The 17,673-nt window shown below is 67.8% G+C and carries 13 protein-coding genes; 3 read left to right on the top strand and 10 right to left on the bottom strand.

Translation table 11 applies throughout. The features are described 5' to 3' along the window. Window positions 1–2: 2 nt before the first annotated feature. The 6 genes from Tchl_RS03870 to Tchl_RS03845 all read right to left on the bottom strand — a co-directional run bounded on the left by Tchl_RS03870 (window position 3) and on the right by Tchl_RS03845 (window position 9,452). Complete coding sequence (locus Tchl_RS03870; RefSeq protein WP_408646129.1) at window positions 3–2,228, bottom strand: copper-transporting P-type ATPase; 2,226 nt, start codon at window positions 2,226–2,228, stop codon at window positions 3–5. Window positions 2,229–2,272: 44 nt separating this feature from the next. Beyond that, window positions 2,273–5,506, bottom strand: a complete 3,234-nt coding sequence (locus Tchl_RS03865; RefSeq protein WP_269745438.1) for an efflux RND transporter permease subunit — start codon at window positions 5,504–5,506, stop codon at window positions 2,273–2,275. Between the two features lies 1 nt (window position 5,507). Beyond that, entirely contained in the window at window positions 5,508–7,046 is a 1,539-nt protein-coding gene (locus Tchl_RS03860) for an efflux RND transporter periplasmic adaptor subunit (protein ID WP_075147234.1), read from the bottom strand. 14 nt (window positions 7,047–7,060) lie between these two features. After that, the gene (locus tag Tchl_RS03855) at window positions 7,061–8,368 is read right to left on the bottom strand and encodes a TolC family protein (protein WP_075147233.1); all 1,308 of its coding nucleotides are present in this window, start codon (window positions 8,366–8,368) and stop codon (window positions 7,061–7,063) included. Between the two features lie 133 nt (window positions 8,369–8,501). Further along, a complete protein-coding gene (locus tag Tchl_RS03850) occupies window positions 8,502–8,849 on the bottom strand; it encodes a copper-binding protein (RefSeq protein WP_075147232.1) in 348 nt (115 codons plus the stop codon). 102 nt (window positions 8,850–8,951) lie between these two features. Beyond that, entirely contained in the window at window positions 8,952–9,452 is a 501-nt protein-coding gene (locus Tchl_RS03845) for a cupredoxin domain-containing protein (protein ID WP_075147231.1), read from the bottom strand. Between the two features lie 250 nt (window positions 9,453–9,702). Here Tchl_RS03845 and Tchl_RS03840 point away from each other — a divergent pair, with 250 nt between their 5' ends. Then, window positions 9,703–10,383 (top strand): heavy metal response regulator transcription factor, encoded by a 681-nt coding sequence (locus Tchl_RS03840; RefSeq protein ID WP_075147230.1) that lies wholly within the window; start codon window positions 9,703–9,705, stop codon window positions 10,381–10,383. 2 nt (window positions 10,384–10,385) lie between these two features. Beyond that, a complete protein-coding gene (locus tag Tchl_RS03835) occupies window positions 10,386–11,789 on the top strand; it encodes a heavy metal sensor histidine kinase (protein ID WP_075149561.1) in 1,404 nt (467 codons plus the stop codon). A gap of 332 nt (window positions 11,790–12,121) precedes the next feature. Here the strand turns inward: Tchl_RS03835 and glmS are convergent, their stop codons facing one another. Together glmS and glmU are read right to left on the bottom strand one after the other, a co-directional pair. Further along, window positions 12,122–13,960, bottom strand: a complete 1,839-nt coding sequence (gene glmS, locus Tchl_RS03830) for a glutamine--fructose-6-phosphate transaminase (isomerizing) (RefSeq protein ID WP_075147229.1) — start codon at window positions 13,958–13,960, stop codon at window positions 12,122–12,124. A 100-nt stretch (window positions 13,961–14,060) separates the two neighbouring features. Next, complete coding sequence (gene glmU / locus Tchl_RS03825; protein WP_075147228.1) at window positions 14,061–15,422, bottom strand: bifunctional UDP-N-acetylglucosamine diphosphorylase/glucosamine-1-phosphate N-acetyltransferase GlmU; 1,362 nt, start codon at window positions 15,420–15,422, stop codon at window positions 14,061–14,063. Between the two features lie 347 nt (window positions 15,423–15,769). Here glmU and Tchl_RS03820 point away from each other — a divergent pair, with 347 nt between their 5' ends. Then, window positions 15,770–16,219: a MaoC family dehydratase gene (locus tag Tchl_RS03820; RefSeq protein ID WP_075147227.1), complete on the top strand. Its 450-nt coding sequence runs from the start codon at window positions 15,770–15,772 to the stop codon at window positions 16,217–16,219. 41 nt (window positions 16,220–16,260) lie between these two features. Here Tchl_RS03820 and Tchl_RS03815 read toward each other — a convergent pair whose 3' ends face one another. After that, window positions 16,261–16,857 (bottom strand): hypothetical protein, encoded by a 597-nt coding sequence (locus Tchl_RS03815; RefSeq protein ID WP_075147226.1) that lies wholly within the window; start codon window positions 16,855–16,857, stop codon window positions 16,261–16,263. Between the two features lie 8 nt (window positions 16,858–16,865). Then, complete coding sequence (gene fabI, locus Tchl_RS03810; RefSeq protein WP_075147225.1) at window positions 16,866–17,645, bottom strand: enoyl-ACP reductase FabI; 780 nt, start codon at window positions 17,643–17,645, stop codon at window positions 16,866–16,868. Window positions 17,646–17,673 lie beyond the last annotated feature (28 nt).

The following is a 17,673-nucleotide window of genomic DNA, read 5'->3' as shown; positions in this document are numbered from 1 at the left end:
GATCAGATCCTTTTCCGTCCGAGACGCAACGCGTTCCCCACCACGGACGCCGAACTGAAGCTCATTGCGAGGGCGGCAATCAGCGGGGAAAGAAGCAGTCCGAACGCCGGATAGAGCACCCCGGCTGCGATCGGCACGCCCGCCGCGTTGTACAGGAAGGCGAACACGAGGTTCTGGTGCATGTTGCGCACGGTAGCGACGGAGATGCCACGCGCGGTGGCGATGCCCCGCAGATCGCCCTTGACCAGGGTCAGGTGGGCGCTATTCATGGCGACGTCGGTCCCGGTGCCCATCGCGATGCCCACGTTCGCGCGTGCGAGCGCCGGGGCATCGTTGATGCCGTCGCCAGCCATGGCGACAATATGCCCCTCGGCCTGCAGTTTGCCGACGAGCTCATTCTTGTCGGCGGGCTTCACTTCGCCATAGACCTCGTCGATGCCCAGGCGGGCACCGACCGCACGCGCCGTGGTGAGCCCATCGCCCGTGGCCATGATGATCCTGAGCCCGCTCGCCCGCAGCGCATCGAGCGCTTCCGGGGTCGAAGCCTTGATCGGATCTGCAACGGCGATGAGGCCGACGAGCACGCCCTCTGCGGCGAGGTACATCACGCTTGCGCCCTCAAGGCGCAGAGCCTCGGCGCGTTCCGCGAGCCCGCGCCAATCGATGCGCTCATCGTCCATCAGGGCGGTGTTCCCCAGAACCACACGTTGGCCATCGACTGTGCCGCGCACGCCGATGCCGGAAGAGGATTCGAAGGTGTCCGGTGTGCTGAGCGCGAGACCGCGCTCGCGAGCCTCGCTCACGATGGCCTGGGCGAGTGGGTGCTCGCTACCCTGATCGAGGCTGGCTGCGATGCGAAGCACGTCGGCCTCCGTCCCGCCCGGCGCCGCCACCACACTATGGAAGGCGGGGCGTCCTTCGGTCAGGGTGCCGGTCTTGTCGACGATCAGGGTGTCGACCTTGCGCAGCGACTCGATCGCCGCCGCATCGCGAAACAGCACGCCCTGGGTGGCGGCCTTGCCGGTCGCCACCATCACCGACATCGGCGTGGCTAGGCCCAGTGCGCAGGGGCAGGCGATGATCAGCACCGCCACCGCGTTGATGAGGCCATAGGCCCAGCTCGGCTGGGGTCCGAAGAGCCCCCACACCACGAACGTGGTGAGGGCGATGAGCACGACGACGATGACGAACCAGCCCGCGACGACATCCGCCAGGCGTTGCATCGGCGCGCGCGAGCGCTGGGCCTGCGCGACCATCTGCACGATCTGCGACAGCATGGTCTGGGCGCCGATCTTCTCGGCGACCATGACCAGCGCCCCACTGGTGTTGAGCGTCGCGCCGATCACCTTGTCGCCGGGGCGCTTGGTCACCGGGATCGGCTCGCCGGTCAGCATCGACTCGTCGACCGCGCTTTCGCCTTCGGCAACGGCGCCATCGACCGGCACCTTCTCACCGGGGCGAATGCGCAAGCGGTCGCCGGGATGAACGTGGGTCAGCGGAATATCCTCTTCCGTGCCATCCGCGCGAATGCGTCGCGCGGTCTTGGGCGCGAGACCGAGCAACGCCTTGATCGCGGCGCCGGTCTCCGAGCGCGCCTTGAGCTCCAGCACCTGGCCGAGCAGGGTCAGCGAGATGATCACCGCTGCTGCCTCGAAGTACACCGCGACGTGTTCGCCCATGCGGAAGGAGGACGGAAATACTTCGGGCGCAACCGTAGCGACGACGCTATACAGATAGGCCGCCCCAACTCCCAGCCCAATCAGGGTCCACATGTTCGGGCTGCGGTTGCCGATCGATTGGGCGCAGCGCACGAAGAATGGCCAACCGGACCAGAGCACGACCGGTGTCGCCAGTGCCAGCTCGACCCAGGGGCGCGCCGCACCCAGTATCGGATCGAAGAACCCACCGGACATGGCGATCGCGGTGACGATCACCGTCAGCGGCAGCGTCCACCAGAAGCGGCGGCGGAAATCGGTGAGCTCGGGATTGTCCCCCTCCTCGAGGCCCGGCATCACCGGCTCGAGCGTCATGCCGCATTTCGGGCAGGTGCCGGGTCCGATCTGGCGGATTTCCGGATGCATCGGGCAGGTGTATTCGGTGCCGGGCACCGGTGCGGGCTCCGTTGAAGGCTGACTTGTCTCCGGTGCCAGATACCGCCCCGGATCGGTGTCCTGGCCTGGTGATGGATGATCGTGAGGATGGGCGGGGCCGGAATGGTCACCATGCATATGTTGTTGGGTCATGGTGCTTCTCCTTTCCACTGACCGAGACGTCAGGAACCGGATACCGTTGCGGCCGTCAGCGCCGGCTGGACGCCCCGGCGCAACTCCCACTGCTTGACCAGCGCATACAGCGCCGGAATCACCGCCAGCGTCAGCACGGTCGAGGACACCATGCCGCCGACCATCGGTGCGGCGATACGGCTCATCACCTCGCTGCCGGTGCCGCTGCTCCACATGATCGGCAACAGGCCGGCCATGATCGCGACCACGGTCATCATCTTCGGCCGCACGCGCTCGACCGCGCCTTCCATGATCGCTTCGTACAGATCGGCGACCCCGGCCGCGCGGCCTTCAGCCTGGCAGCGCGCACGGACCTCTTGCCACGCGTGATCGAGGTAGATCAGCATGATCACGCCGGTCTCGGCGGCCACCCCGGCGAGCGCGATGAAGCCGACCGCCACCGCCACGCTCATCTGGTAGTCCAGCCACCACATCAGCCACACCCCGCCCACCAGCGCGAAGGGCACCGACAGCATCACGATCAGCGTTTCGGTGAGCCGCCGGAAGTTGAGGTACAGCAGCACGAAGATCAGCATCAAGGTCACCGGCACGACGACCTTCATCTTCTCCTTGGCCCGCTCCATGTTCTCGAACTGACCGCTCCAGGTGGCGTAGTAGCCCTGCGGGAAGGCGACTGCTTCGGCCACCGCCTGCTGCGCGCGCTTGACGAAGGCGCCGAGGTCGGCCTCGCGGGTGTCGACATACACATAGGCCGCGAGCAGCGCGTTTTCGGTGCGGATGCCGGGCGCGCCGCGGGTCAGCTTCACTTCGGCGACCTGGCCGAGCGGGATCGGGCCGTTCATCGTCGGCACATAGACGTCGGACGCAAGGCGTGCCGGATCGTCGCGCAGGCCGCGCGCGTAGCGCACCGACACGCCGTAGCGCTCCAGGCCCTCGACCGTGGTCGTCACCATCTCGCCGCCGAGCGCGGTGGCGATCACGTCCTGCACCCTGTCGATGGTGAGCCCGTAGCGCGCGAGCTGGTCGCGGCGCGGCACGATGTCCACGTAGTAGCCGCCGGCCACGCGCTCGGCGTAGGCGCTGCTCGCGCCGGGGACCTTGCGCACCGCCGCTTCCACCGCCTGGGCGACTTTCTCCAGCGTCTCCAGGTCCTTGCCGAACACCTTCACCCCCACCGGGGTGCGGATGCCGGTGCTGAGCATGTCGATGCGGGCCTTGATCGGCATCGTCCACGAGTTGGCGAGGCCGGGGAACTTGAGCGCGGCGTCCATCTCGGCGATCAGGGTGTCGGTCGTCACTCCTGGGCGCCACTGGTCCTGCGGCTTCAAGTTGATCACGGTCTCGAACATCTCGAGTGGCGCCGGATCGGTCGCAGTGTTGGCGCGGCCGGCCTTGCCGTAGACCGATTCCACTTCGGGGAAAGTCTTGATGATGCGGTTGGTGGTAGCGAGCAGGCGCCCGGCTTCGGTCACCGACATCCCCGGCAGCGCCGCCGGCATGTAGAACAGCGTGCCTTCGTTCAAGGTCGGCATGAACTCCGAGCCGATCTGGCGTGCGGGCACCAGGGTCGCGGCCATCGCCAGCACGGCCAGCACCAGCGTGACGAGCTTGAACCTCAGCACGCCCTGGATGATCGGCCGGTACACCCAGATCAGGAAGCGGTTCACCGGGTTCTTCGCCTCGGGCAGGATCCGCCCGCGCACGAAGAACAGCATCAGCACCGGCACCAGGGTCACCGACAGCAGCGCGGCGCCGGCCATGGCGAAGGTCTTGGTGAAGGCGAGCGGCGAGAACAGCCGCCCCTCCTGGCCTTCGAGCGCGAACACCGGCAGGAAGGAGACGGTAATGATCAGCAGCGAGAAGAACAGCGCCGGCCCGACCTCCTTGCACGCGAGCACGATCGCGGCGCCGCGCTGCTTCTGGGTCGCGCCTGCGGGCAGCCGCTCGATGTGCTTGTGCGCGTTCTCGATCATCACGATCGCCGCATCGACCATCGCCCCGATCGCGATCGCGATGCCGCCCAGACTCATGATGTTCGAGCCCAGGCCGAGCGAACGCATGGCGATGAAGGCGAACAGGATCCCGAGCGGCAGGGTGATGATCGCCACCAGCGCGCTGCGCACATGGAGCAGGAAGATCACGCACACCGCGGCGACGATCAGGCTCTCCTCGAGCAGGGTCCATTTCAGGTTGGCGATTGCACGCTCGATCAGCTCGGAGCGGTCGTACACCGGCACGATCTCGGTGCCCGCGGGCAGGCCGGGAGCGATCTCGGCGATCTTGGCCTTGACGTTGGCGATCACGTCGAGCGCGTTCTGGCCGAAGCGCGCCATGACGATGCCGGAGGCGACCTCGCCTTCGCCGTTGAGCTCGGCGATGCCGCGCCGCTCGGCCGGCACCAGCTCGACGCGGGCGACGTCGCCCACCCGCACCGGGGTGCCGCGCTCGGCCTTCAACACGATGTCGGCGATGTCTTCCACGCTGCGCAGGTAACCGCGCCCGCGCACCATGTATTCCTTTTCGGCGAGTTCGACGACCCGGCCGCCGACGTCGCGGTTGGAGGCGCGGATCGCCTGCGTCACCGCATCGAGGGTGATGCCGTAGCCGGCCAGGCGCAGCGGATCGACGGTGACCTGGTACTCGCGCACGAAGCCGCCCAGGCTCGCCACCTCGGACACGCCTTGCGCCTTGGTGAGCTGGTAGCGCACGTACCAGTCCTGCACGCTGCGGGTGTCGGCCAGGCTCATGTCGCGGCCGAGCACCGCATATTGGTAGACCCAGCCCACGCCGGTGGCGTCCGGCCCGATCTGCGGCGACACCCCCTGCGGCAGGCGGCCGGCGGCCGAGCTCAGGTACTCGAGCACGCGCGAGCGCGCCCAGTAGATGTCGGTGCCGTCCTCGAAGATCACATACACATAGGAGGCACCGAACATCGAGAAGCCGCGCACCACCTTCGCCCGCGGCACCGCCAGCATCGAGGTGGTGAGCGGATAGGTGACCTGGTCCTCGACCACCTGCGGCGCCTGGCCGGGGTAGTCGGTGTAGACGATCACCTGCACGTCGGACAGGTCGGGCAGCGCGTCGAGCGGCGTGTGCTTGACCGCATACACGCCACCCCCGATCAGGAACAGCGTGGCCAGCAGTACCAGGAAGACGTTGCGCGCCGACCAGTCGATGACGCGGTCGAGCAGGCCGGGTGCTGCCGGTCTGGCTGCCGCGTCGGTTGGCACGACGTTCGAAGAGTCTGTCACAGGGGCATGCATCTCAGTGCCCCCCGTGACCGCCGGCGCTCGGTGCAGGCGCAGTGCCTGCAACCGGCTCGATCCCGGTGATGATGTACTCGCCTGGCTCACCCGCCTCGAAGACGAACCGCACCGGCGAGCCTGGGGCGATGCTCTTCACCAGCGCCGGATCGGCAATCATGAAGTCCATGGTCATCGCCGGCCACTGGAGGGCCGGGATCTCGCCATGCGTCATCGTCACGCTGCCGCCTTCGGCGTCGAGTGCATCGAACGTCCCTTGCGCTTCGTAACGGGTCGGGCTCGCTTGGGACTGATCGCCGGCATCGGGCTCGACCAAGTTGGAGAGTGCCGCCTTGAGCTGGCTTTCCGAGTCGATCAGGAAGTTGGCTGACACCACGACGCGATCGCCCGTCGCCACGCCTTCGAGCACCTCGACCACCTCGCGGCCGCGCTCGCCCAGCTTCACCGGCTGCGGCTTGAAGCGCCCTTCGCCGAGCGCAATCAGCACGACCCGCCGTTCGCCATCGTCGATGATCGCCGAGCTCGGCACCACCGTCCTCGGGCTGGCGTCGCCCGCCGCGAGCGAGACCTGAGCAAACATCCCGGGGCGCAGCAGGCCTTGCGCGTTGTCCAGTTCCAGGCGCACCCGGGTGCTGCGCGTGGCCGGGTCGAGCGTGGGATACAGGTAGTCGACGCGCGCCGCGAAGCTGCGCCCGGGCCAGGCGTCGAGCGTGATCTGCGCACCCTGGCCAACCTGCACGCGGGCGAGGTCCTGCTCGTAGACGTCGGCGATGATCCACACCTTCGACAGGTCGGCGATGCGGAACAGCGCCTCGCCGGGCATGAAGCGCCCGCCCTCGATCGCCATCTTGTCCAGTACCACGCCACTCACCGGGGCGTGGAAGACCTGGCGCGCCCCGGCCTGGCCGGCCACCTCCAGATTGCGCAGGCGCGTCCGCGTCGCCTCGGCCAGGCGCCGGGCGGATTCGCTGGCGACCGGGTCGTGGGCGGCGCTCTGGCGGGCCAGGCGCTCGGCGATGCGCAATTCCTCACCGGTCGATTGCAACTCGGGGCTGTAGGCGGTGAACAGCGGCTGGCCCTTGTTCACCGGATCGCCCACCGCATTCACGTGCAGGCGTTCGATCCAGCCCTCGAAGCGCGGCGCGACCACGACCTGGGTGCGCTCGTCGATCTCGATCCGGCCGCTGGCACGCACCGCGGCGTCCACCGCGCGCAGTTCGACCTCGGCGGTCTTCACCCCCAGGGTCTGGATGCGCACCGGACTGACCGCCACCGCGCCGCTATCGTCCGGTTTGTCGTCGGCATAGACCGGGATGTAGTCCATGCCCATCGAATCCTTCTTCGGCACCGGCGAGGTATCGGGCAGGCCCATCGGGTTGCGGTAATAGAGGATCTTGCGTTCGCCTTCGGCCGGGGCCGCGCGATCGGCCTGCGCCTGGCTTGCGCCGATCGGCGGAACTGGATTTCCGGTATTTTGCAGGTGCGCAACCCCGTACCCTGCGCCTGCGGCAATCGCCACGCCCACCGCGATCGCCGTCATTCGAACGGCTGAGCTCACTTCAAATCCCCCGTCAGTTTCTTGATTTCGGTCAGCGCCAGGCGCGTGTCGAGCTCGGCCTTCAAGCGTTGAGTCCGGATGTCGATGAGCTGGCGCTCGGCTTCGATCACGCTGTCGAAGTCGACCTTGCCGCTGCTGAGCGCGGCCTGACTGGCATCCCGCGTGGCCTGCGCCTGCGGCAGCAGCGTATGTTCGAGCAGGCGCAAGGTTTCGCGGCCCTGCGCGTACATCGACCAGGCGGTGCCGAGCTCCCCCGACGCGCGCGCCCTGGCGTCCTCGCGCCGTGCCTCGGCCGCCATCAGCATGTACTCGGCTTCGCGCTCCCTGGCGCGACGGCTGGACTGCTGCAGCGGGATCATCACCTCGAACATCACATCCCACGAGGACTTGCCTTCGTACGGCCGGTTGTTGGTCACGCCGACGGCGAAGTCCGGCAGGCGGTCGCGGTAGGTGCGCTCGCGCCCGGCGCGGGCGACGTCGATGTCGTTGGCGGCGACCTGGACCTCCGGGTTGGTACCGGCGGCCGCCTCGAACAGGGCACCTGGCGCCAGCCCCTCGGGCAGGAGCGGCGGATCGGCGGGCGCGGCGAGCGGCGCGTCGTGCGCGCGGCCGAGCAGGCCATTGAGCCCCGTCGCGAGGCCCTTGCGGCGCTGCTCGACCTCGACCAGCGCGAGGCGCTGGGAGGTGATCTCGCGCTGCATGCGCAACACCGCCTGCTGCGGCAGCAGACCCAGCGCGTAACGGGCCAGTGCAAGCTCTTCCAGGCTTTGCAGCAGGGTCAGCCCCTCGCGGTTGAGGACCCGCTCGCGGTCGGCGGCGTAGTAGCGCAACCACAGCGTCTCGATCTTCGCCGCAAGCTCGGCCCAGGCGGCGTCACGCATCGCATCGGCCTGGGTCGCCTGCGCCTCGGCGGCCTTCACCGCCAGGTCGCGCTTGCCCCACCCGGGCAGCGGCTGGGTGATGCGGTAGCGCGTCTCCCCCACCTGGCCGGGCAGCAGCGAGGCCGGGCGCCCGTTCATGGTGTTGGTGGCGTCCATCAGCTCGACCTCGAGCGTCGGGTCGGGCAGCGCACCCGCAGGGGTCACGCGCTCATACGCTGCGGACGCTTCCGCGCGGGCGGCGGCAAAGCCGGGGTTGCGTTGGCGCGCATATTCAACCAGCGCCTGGGGGCTCGTGCCGAGCGCCGGAGTATCGGACGAGCCCTGGGTCCAGGCACTGCCGCTTCCCAGTGTGAATGCCAACACCAGTGCAAGCGCTGCAGGACGGGGCAGGCGGGATGAGGGTACTGCGAACGGGGATTTCATCGAGAAACGATTCCGGCAGGCGGTCGAGTGCATGCACAGGCACTTCGCCACCCGCCTCAGCGTTGATCCAGCCGGGAGAGCATGCCCGGGGTGGATGGTCAGAGTGGAGCACGACGTACCTGCAGGGTCCGTGTCACTGGACAGTTTCGAGAGACGTCACGGTCAGCACACCACCGACCCTCTCGACGGAAAAGCGGATCTTGTCGCCGACCTTGACCTGATCGAGCAGGCCCGGCTGGGCCGCGCGGAACACCATGGTCATCGCCGGCATGCCCAGCGACTCGAGCGGGCCATGGGCAATGGTGAGCTTGCCGGCCGGCTTGTCGAGCTTCTTCACCGTGCCGTCGGCCAGCCTGGCGTCAGCCTCGCTCGGGGCGCTCGCCCCGCCGTGATGGGCGCTGTGATCGGCCTGCGCCAACGCCATCGGAGCGGTGCCACCGAGCAGGGCCAGGAGTGCCGTGGTGATGAGGGTCTTCTTCATGATCGGTTTTTCCAGGGGTTGAAATTCTGGGTGGATTCGAACGTCGGCGCCATTATGCGAAGCGCTCACCGACGGGACGCTGACGCAGGGATTACATTTCCGTCAGCCAACCTTGATCGTGCCGATCATCCCGGCCTGGAAATGGCCGGGGATCAGGCAGGCGAACTGGAACTCCCCCGCACTGTTGAAGTGCCAGATCATCTCGCCGCGCCCGCCGGGCGCGACATGCGCCATCCATGGCTCGTCATGTTCCATCCCGGGGAAGCGCTGCATCAGCTCCGCGTGCTCGGCAAGCGTCGCGGGCGTGCCGACCACCATCTCGTGCATCACCGCGCCTCGATTCTCGTGGGTGAAGCGGATCGTCTCGCCCAGGCGGACCTCGATGTGGCCGGGTACGAAGCGCATTTCATCGGTCATCACGATGGCGATCGTGCGCGAGACCGATCTCCCATCGCCCGCAATCCCCCAGTCCAGCTGCTCGCTGGGGGGCGCGGACGCGGCTTTGGCGGCATGCTCGGCATTGCCATGGGCGAACGCGCTGCGGTGAACGGCAAGCACACCGGCGGCAAGGCTGGTGGCCAGAAATCGGCGACGACTTTTCATGGGAATCCCTGTCCATGTTGCTTGAATCGCGGGAGCGTGGGAGGCCATCGCTCCGCGCCCGGGTGTTCAGTTCGGCGCGGCTGGGAGGGCGCCGTGGTGATACGGAACGCTGTGCCACACAGGGCATCTTGCATCCGCCTGCCTGTCGTCGGCCTGACCGGGGAATTACATTTTTGTAATCCTTGGTGCGATCCAGCACCCCGGGGGCAAAATCGGCCACAGGCAGCACGAAACGTGTAGGAGCGAAGCAATGAAAATCCTGATCGTCGAAGACGAAGTGAAGACCGGCGACTACCTGCGCCAGGGGCTGACCGAGGCCGGGCTCGTCGTCGACCTTGCCAGGGATGGCCTTGATGGGCTTCATCTCGCACTCAATGGCGACTACGACCTCATCGTGCTCGACGTGATGTTGCCGTCGCTGGACGGCTGGGGAATATTGCAGACACTGCGCCGCAGCAGTCGTGAGACGCCGGTGCTGTTCCTGACCGCACGCGATCAGGTCGAGGATCGGGTCCGGGGCCTCGAGCTCGGCGCCGACGACTACCTGGTCAAGCCCTTCGCGTTTTCCGAGTTCCTTGCGCGGGTGCGCACCCTGCTGCGTCGCGGGCGAAACCACGAACCGGAGATCCTGCGCTCGGCGAACCTGGAGCTGGATCTGCTGCGCCGCCGCGTGACCCGATGCGGACAGCGCATCGACCTCACCGCCAAGGAGTTTTCCCTGCTCGAGTTGCTGCTGCGCCGCAAGGGCGAGGTGCTGCCGCGATCCTTGATCGCCTCGCAGGTGTGGGACATGAACTTCGACAGCGACACCAACGTGATCGAGGTGGCGGTGCGCCGCTTGCGGGTCAAGGTGGACGACCCCTTCGAACCGAAGCTGATCCGCACGGTGCGCGGCATGGGCTACGTCCTCGAGGCGATGGAGCCGGCGTGACGGTGATCCGCATCCACTCGCTGACGGCCCGACTGGCAGCGCTTTTTGCCGCCCTCACCGCAAGCCTGCTGGTGCTGGTGGCGGTTCTCTTTGGCCGTATGCTGGAGGCGCATTTCCAGGAGCTCGACCTGCACGAACTGCAGGGCAAGGTCACGCTCATCCGCAACGCGCTGCAAGAAGATGCGGCGACAGGCGGACGACCGGAACGCATCCAGGCGCTCGAACGCGCCTTCGTTGGACATGAAAGCCTCGGTGTCCTGCTTCGCGACGTCGACGGGCGCGTCCTGTACGTCATCCATCCCGAGCACTTCACCGCTGCCCAGCGGGCTGGAGAGCGCCTTCCGGGGGCGTCGGCCGACTGGACCGTGGATGAGCGCCCTCATCGAGGGGTCGAGGTCGGCATCGCGCTACCGCGCATCGGCTCGACCGACCAGACGATCGAGGCGCTGGTCGCACTCGACCTTTCGCATCACGCCCATTTCCTCACGTCGGTGCGCAATGCAACCTGGGCGGGCGTGGTCGCAGCGGCATTGGCGGCAGCGCTATTCGGCTGGTTTGCCGCGCACCGGGGCCTGGCCCCCCTGCGCCGGGTCACCGAGACCGCCCGCAGGCTGTCGGCACGGCAGCTCGCCGAGCGTCTCGCCATCGATGATGCACCGCTCGAGGTGCGCGACCACGTCGAGGCCTTCAATGGCATGCTCGCTCGGCTCGAAGCCGCTTTCCAGCGCCTCGGCGACTATTCGGCGGACATTGCCCACGAACTGCGCACGCCGATCTCGAACCTGATGACCCAGACCCAGGTCGCGCTGTCGCGGCCGCGCACGATCACCGAATATCAGGACATCCTGGCCTCGAACCTCGAGGAGTACGAGCGCATCGCGCGCATGGTCAGCGACATGCTGTTTCTCGCCAAGGCCGACCAGAACACCCTCGCGCACGCCAGCGAACCCGTCGACCTGGCCCTGGAGGCGGATGCACTGATCGATTTCTACGAAGCCCTGGCCGAAGAGCGCCAGGTCGGCATCGTGCGCCAGGGCCAAGCAAGCGTTCAGGGTGATCGCCTGATGCTGCGACGTGCCTTGTCGAACCTGATCTCGAACGCCCTGCGCCACACCCCGGACGGGGGGCGGATCACGATCAGGATCGACGCCGCCGCCGCCGGCATCCATCTCGCAGTCTGCAATGTCGGCGACCCGATCCCCGCCGATCAGATCGAGCGGATCTTCGAACGCTTCCATCGCGGTAGCGCCCAGCGCGAGTCCCGCGGTGAAGGCGCAGGGCTCGGGCTTGCGATCACGCGCTCCATCGTCCGGGCCCACGGGGGGAAAATCACTGCCCAATCCGCTGACGGTGTCACCGGCTTCACGATCACCTTGCCTCCGCACGGGGCACCACCGACGCCTTGATCGGGCGAAGACAGCTGGGTGTCTGACGGGAATGTGATGCTGAAGTCGGCTTGCCATCCAGGGCCATCGAATTCCGATGACATGGATTCCCCCGGGAAAGTCGTTCACGTTCAACCGGTTATGCAGCCATCCTGAGGACTCGGCATGAGCAGGTTGGCGAGCCAGTCGGACTCACGGCGACCGTCGGCCGCCGAATAGAGAGCGCCCCCGAGTTCTCCAACACGAACATCGTCCGAAACGAAAACGCCCGGGTAGCTCCCGGGCGTTTTCGACTTTATTTCCACGTTGTCGACTTTATTGGCAAGGAACAACTGCGGCAGCGGTCCCGCCCCTCACTCCACCGTAACCGACTTCGCCAGGTTCCGCGGCTTGTCCACGTCCGTCCCCTTCACCAGCGCGGCATGGTAGGACAGCAGCTGCAGCGGGATCACGTGCAGCACCGGCGACAGCATGCCGTAGTGCTCGGGCATGTGGAGAATGTGCACGCCTTCGGACTCGGGGATCTCGCTGCCGGCGTCGGCGAACACGTAGAGCTCGCCGCCGCGGGCGCGCACTTCCTGCAGGTTGGACTTGAGCTTTTCCAGCAGCTCGTCGGCGGGCGCCACCGCGATCACCGGCATGTCCTTGTCCACCAGCGCGAGCGGACCGTGCTTGAGTTCGCCGGCGGCGTAGGCTTCGGCGTGGATGTAGGAGATTTCCTTGAGCTTGAGCGCGCCTTCCATCGCGATCGGCCAGTGGCGGCCGCGGCCGAGGAACAGCGCGTGCTCCTTGGCGGCGAAGCGCTGCGCCCATTTTTCGATTTCGGGTTCGAGTTCGAGCACCTTCTGCACCGCCACTGGCAGGTGACGCAGCGCGCCGAGGTGGCGGGCTTCGTCGGCTTCGCTGAGGCGGCCGGCGAGCTTCGCGAGCGCCAGCGTCAGCAGCGCGAAGGCGGCGAGCTGGGTGGTGAACGCCTTGGTCGAGGCGACACCGATCTCGGGCCCGGCGCGGGTGATGAAGCGCAGCGCGGTCTCGCGCACGATGGCCGATTCGGGCACGTTGCAGATCGCCAGCGTGCGCGCCATGCCGAGCGCCTTGGCGTGCTTGAGCGCGGCGAGGGTGTCGGCGGTCTCGCCCGACTGCGAGATGACCACGACCAGGGTGTCGGGGTCGGGGACGGATTCGCGATAGCGGTATTCGCTGGCGATCTCGACCGTGACCGGAATCTTCGCCATCGACTCGATCCAGTAGCGCGCCACCAGGCCGGCGTGATAGCTGGTGCCGCAGGCCAGCACCAGCACCCGGCGCACGCCGCCGAACACCTCCGCGGCGCGCGCGCCGAAGTGCTGCGCGCTGATCCCGCCGCCGCCGGCGATCAGCTCCAGGGTGTTGGCGAGCGCCTGGGGCTGCTCGAAGATTTCCTTCTGCATGTAGTGGCGGTACTTGCCCAGTTCGACGGCATCGGCCGACAGGCTCGACAGGTGCTCGGCGCGTTCGACCGGGGTGCCGTCGGCGCGCACGATACGGTAAGCGTCGCGGCGCAGCTCGGCGAGGTCGCCGTCTTCCAGATAGACGATGCGGCGCGTGACCTGCAGCAGCGCGGCGGTGTCGGAGGCGGCGTACATGCCGTCTACGCCGCCATCGCCGCCGATGCCGAGGAGCAGCGGCGAGCCGCGGCGGGCGACGATGGCGCGCTCCGGCTCAGCCTCGGCGATCACGCCGATGGCGTAGGCACCGACGAGTTCGGCGGTGGCCAGGCGCACCGCCTCGAACAGATCGGGCGTGTCCTGCAGCGTGCGGTGGATGAGGTGGGCGATGGCCTCGGTGTCGGTCTCGGAGGCGAACACGTAGCCTTCGCCCTGCAGGCGGGTCTTGATCGCCTCGAAGTTCTCGATGATGCCGTTGTGCACCACCGCGAGGCCGCCCGAAATGTGCGGGTGGGCGTTGCGCTCGGAGGGCACGCCGTGGGTCGCCCAGCGCGTGTGGGCGATCCCGACGTGGGCGGAAAGCCGGTGCGCATCGGCGAGCGCGGCGAGTTCGGCGACACGCCCGGCCGAGCGCAGGCGGGTGAGCGTGCCGGCGAGCACGGCGAGGCCGGCCGAGTCGTAGCCGCGGTATTCGAGCTTGCGCAGGCCCTCGAGGAGCACGGGGACGACGTTGTGGGGAGCGATGGCGGTGACGATGCCACACATGGCGGAGCTTCCTTGTTCGGTTGTCGTGTAACTGCTGCCGGTCCGGCGCGGGCGGCGACCACAGCCCGTCACTGCGCCCTGCCGCCATGCCCGCGGGAATTCAGCGCGGCTGCTTGAGCGGTTTCTTCCAGCTGGCGATGGACATCTGCTTCGCCCGCGACACGGTGAGCTGATCGGGCGGCGCGTCCTTGGTCAGGGTGGTGCCCGCGCCCAGGGTGGCGCCGCGGCCGACGCGCACCGGGGCGACGAGCTGGGAGTCGGAGCCGATGAAGACCTCGTCCTCGATCACGGTGCGGTGCTTGTTGACGCCGTCGTAGTTGCAGGTGATGGTGCCGGCGCCGATGTTGACCCGACGGCCGACGTCGGCATCGCCGATATAGGCGAGGTGGTTGGCCTTCGAGTGGTCGGCGATCGCGCTGTTCTTGACCTCGACGAAGTTGCCCAGATGGACGTCGTCGCCCAGCGTGGTGCCGGGGCGGGTGCGGGCGTAGGGGCCGATGACGCAGTCGCGCCCCATCGCGGTGCCGTCGAGGTGGCTGAACGGCGCGATGCGGGTGCCGGCGCCGAGACGGGCGTTGCGGATCACGCAATGGGCGCCGATGTGCACGCCGTCGCCGAGTTCGACCTCGCCTTCGAACACGCAATTGACGTCGATCTCGACGTCGCGTCCGCAGCGGAGCGCGCCGCGCACGTCGAGGCGCGCGGGGTCGATCAGGGTGACGCCCTCGTCGAGCAGGCGGCGGGCGATGCCGGCCTGGTAGACGCGCTCGAGCTCGGCGAGCTGGGCCTTGCTGTTGACGCCGAGGGTTTCGGCGACGGTATCCGGGTGCACGGCGGCGACTTCGACGCCGTCGGCGACCGCCAGCCCGATGATGTCGGTCAGGTAGTACTCGCCCTGGGCGTTGTCGTTGCCGATGCGCCCGAGCCAGTCGCGCAGGCGGGCCACCGGGGCGACGAGGATGCCGGTGTTGACTTCCTTCACCGTGCGCTCCTCGGCGCGGGCGTCCTTGTCCTCGACGATGCGGACGACGCGGCCGGCGGCATCGCGCAGGATGCGGCCGTAGCCGGTGGGGTCGTCCATCTTCACGGTCAGCAGCGCGAGGCGCCCGTCGCCAGCCGCGGCCACCAGCCGGTGCAGCGTGGGCACGCCGATCAGCGGCACGTCGCCGTACAGCACCAGCGCCAGTTCGCCGTCGGTGAGGTGCGCCAGCGCCTGCTGCACCGCGTGACCGGTGCCCAGCTGCGGCTCCTGCCGCGCCCAGGCGAGGTCGGGCGCATCCAGGCGCGCGCGCACCGCTTCGCCGCCGTGGCCATGCACCACGCAGATGCGCCGCGCCTCGAGCGCGCGCGCGGCGGCGAGCACGTGGGCCAGCAGCGGCTGGCCGGCGAGCGGTTGGAGAACCTTGGGCAGGACCGAGCGCATGCGCTTGCCCTGACCGGCGGCGAGAACGACGACTTCCATGAGGTTTCCAGCGGGGTGGCGGGGAGTGGCGCGGAGTTTAGCACGCACGCCCCAACCCGAAGCGGACGCCTCCTGCCGCGCATCACGACCGGCACGCGCTGCCCCCGGATCATCGGCGCGCATGTGGACGGCGCCCGGGACTGGCCGCGGAGCCGCAGATCACATATTCTCCTATCATCATCAACGACGGCAGCAGGCACCGCCTTCGTTCATCACCTCACGCAATCGCAAGCAGGCCAGGCGGCACCGGCACCTCATGCCTATGCCATTGGCACGGCGGCAGCAAGCCAGAAGCACCCCCCGTTGCCAACACAACGATCCGGTTTCCCCGACGCGAGGTACAACACATGACTGATGTGAACAGGAATTTCGACGAATTCTACGGTTACCACTTCGAGGATCTCGAAGTCGGGATGAGCGCAGCGCTGGCGCGCACCATCACCGACGCCGACATCCTGATGTTCGCCGGCGTGTCCGGCGACACCAATCCGATGCACATGAACCAGGAGCTGGCCGAGGCCTCGATGTTCGAAGGGCGCATCGCCCACGGCATGCTGTCGGCAAGCTACCTGTCCACCGTGTTCGGCACCCGCCTGCCCGGCCCCGGCAGCATCTATCTTTCGCAGTCCCTACGCTTCAAGGCGCCGGTGCGCCCCGGCGACACCGTGATCGCGCGCGTCACCCTCACCGCACTGAATCCGGAGCGCCGGCGCGCGAGCTTCGACACCGTATGCACGGTAGGCGGCAGGGTCGTGCTCGAAGGCCAGGCCGAGCTGATGGTGCCGGCCCGCACCTAGGCTCCCGCCCGCCGCCCTGCTCTTTCAGGACGGCGGGCGGGTCAGGCGATGAACACCGGATCGGAAAACACCAGCGTGCCGTCCTTGCGCATCATCAGGTTGTCCGCATGCAGCAGGTCGGGCAGCACCTGATAGCCCTCGACGAACTCATCCAGCGCACGCAAGGCCTCGTGCATCGACCCCTGGAACTCGGTCGGCCCGGTGGCGATCTGGTGCAGGGCGATGCGGCCCATGTCCGCTCCCAGCTGGCTCCATTGCCGGCAGGCTTCCCAGTACAGCGCCGCCAAGCGCAAGGCCAGTGCCGCGGAGGAGGACTGCGGGACCAGCGGATACAGCTTTTCCATCTCGAGCAGGTGGAACAGGTAGCCCGACTGCGCCCGCCCGATGACCCCGTGATCGACATGAACGATCGGGAAATGCCGCCCCTGCGGACGGTCGTCGGCGGTCAGCAGGAAATAATCGGCCGGCGAACTCACCACCTTGTAGACGCGCTCGCCATCCCCCTTGTCGAAGACGATGCTGTATTCGCCCCGCCCGATCTCGGCCTTGCCCTCGAGCAGCGGGTGGGAGGGAACCGGATCGGGCAGCACGATGCCCCGCACCAGGGCCTCGGGGCCGGCTTCTTCAAAAGCGTCCATGGCCGTGCTCAAGCCATGATGTTGTAGCCGGCATCGAGGAAGTGCACGCCCCCCGTCACCAGCCGCCCCGCATCGGAGACGAGGAAGGCGGTCAGCGCACCGATGTCTTCCGGCGTGACCAGCCTGTGCATGGGCGCACGGTCCACCGCCGCCGCCATGAGACCGTCGAAACCGGCGATGCCCGAGGCGGCGCGCGTCATCAGCGGCCCCGGAGACACCGCATTGACGCGGATGTTGCGCGGGCCGAGCTCTGCCGCCAGGTAGCGCGTCGCGGCTTCCAGCGCGGCCTTGCACAGCCCCATCATGCCGTAGTTCGGAATGACCTTTTCACTGCCCAGATAGGTCATCGTCACCAGCGATCCGCCACCGGCCAGCTCCATCAGCGGCTCGCACATGCGCGCCAGGCGGATGAAGGAATGGGTGGACACATCCATGGCCAGCGCAAAGCCGTCGGCCGAAGTATCGACGACCCGGCCGTGCAGGTCGTCACGCTTGGCAAAGGCCATGCTGTGCACGGCGAAATCGAGCTTGCCGAAGCGCGCACGGATGCGCTCGAACACCTCCTGCTGGGTATCCGGCCGGGTCGCATCGAGCAGGTAGACATCCTCGACCCCCAGGCGATGGACCACCGGCTCGATGAAGGCGCGAGTGCGCTCGTTCTGGTAGGTGATCACCAGTCGCGCGCCGGCTTGGGCACAGGCTTCCGCCACCCCCGTGGAAATGGATTTCTCGTTTGCGATACCGGTGATCAGGCCGACCTTGCCCTGAAGATCAACAATGGGTTGCACGGATCATTCTCCTGCGGAATCAAGCGCT

Origin of the sequence: Thauera chlorobenzoica, assembly GCF_001922305.1 — a bacterium.
Taxonomy (GTDB): domain Bacteria; phylum Pseudomonadota; class Gammaproteobacteria; order Burkholderiales; family Rhodocyclaceae; genus Thauera; species Thauera chlorobenzoica.
The sequence above is the reverse complement of the archived record's forward strand: the minus strand, read 5'-3'. Positions and strand labels throughout refer to the sequence as shown.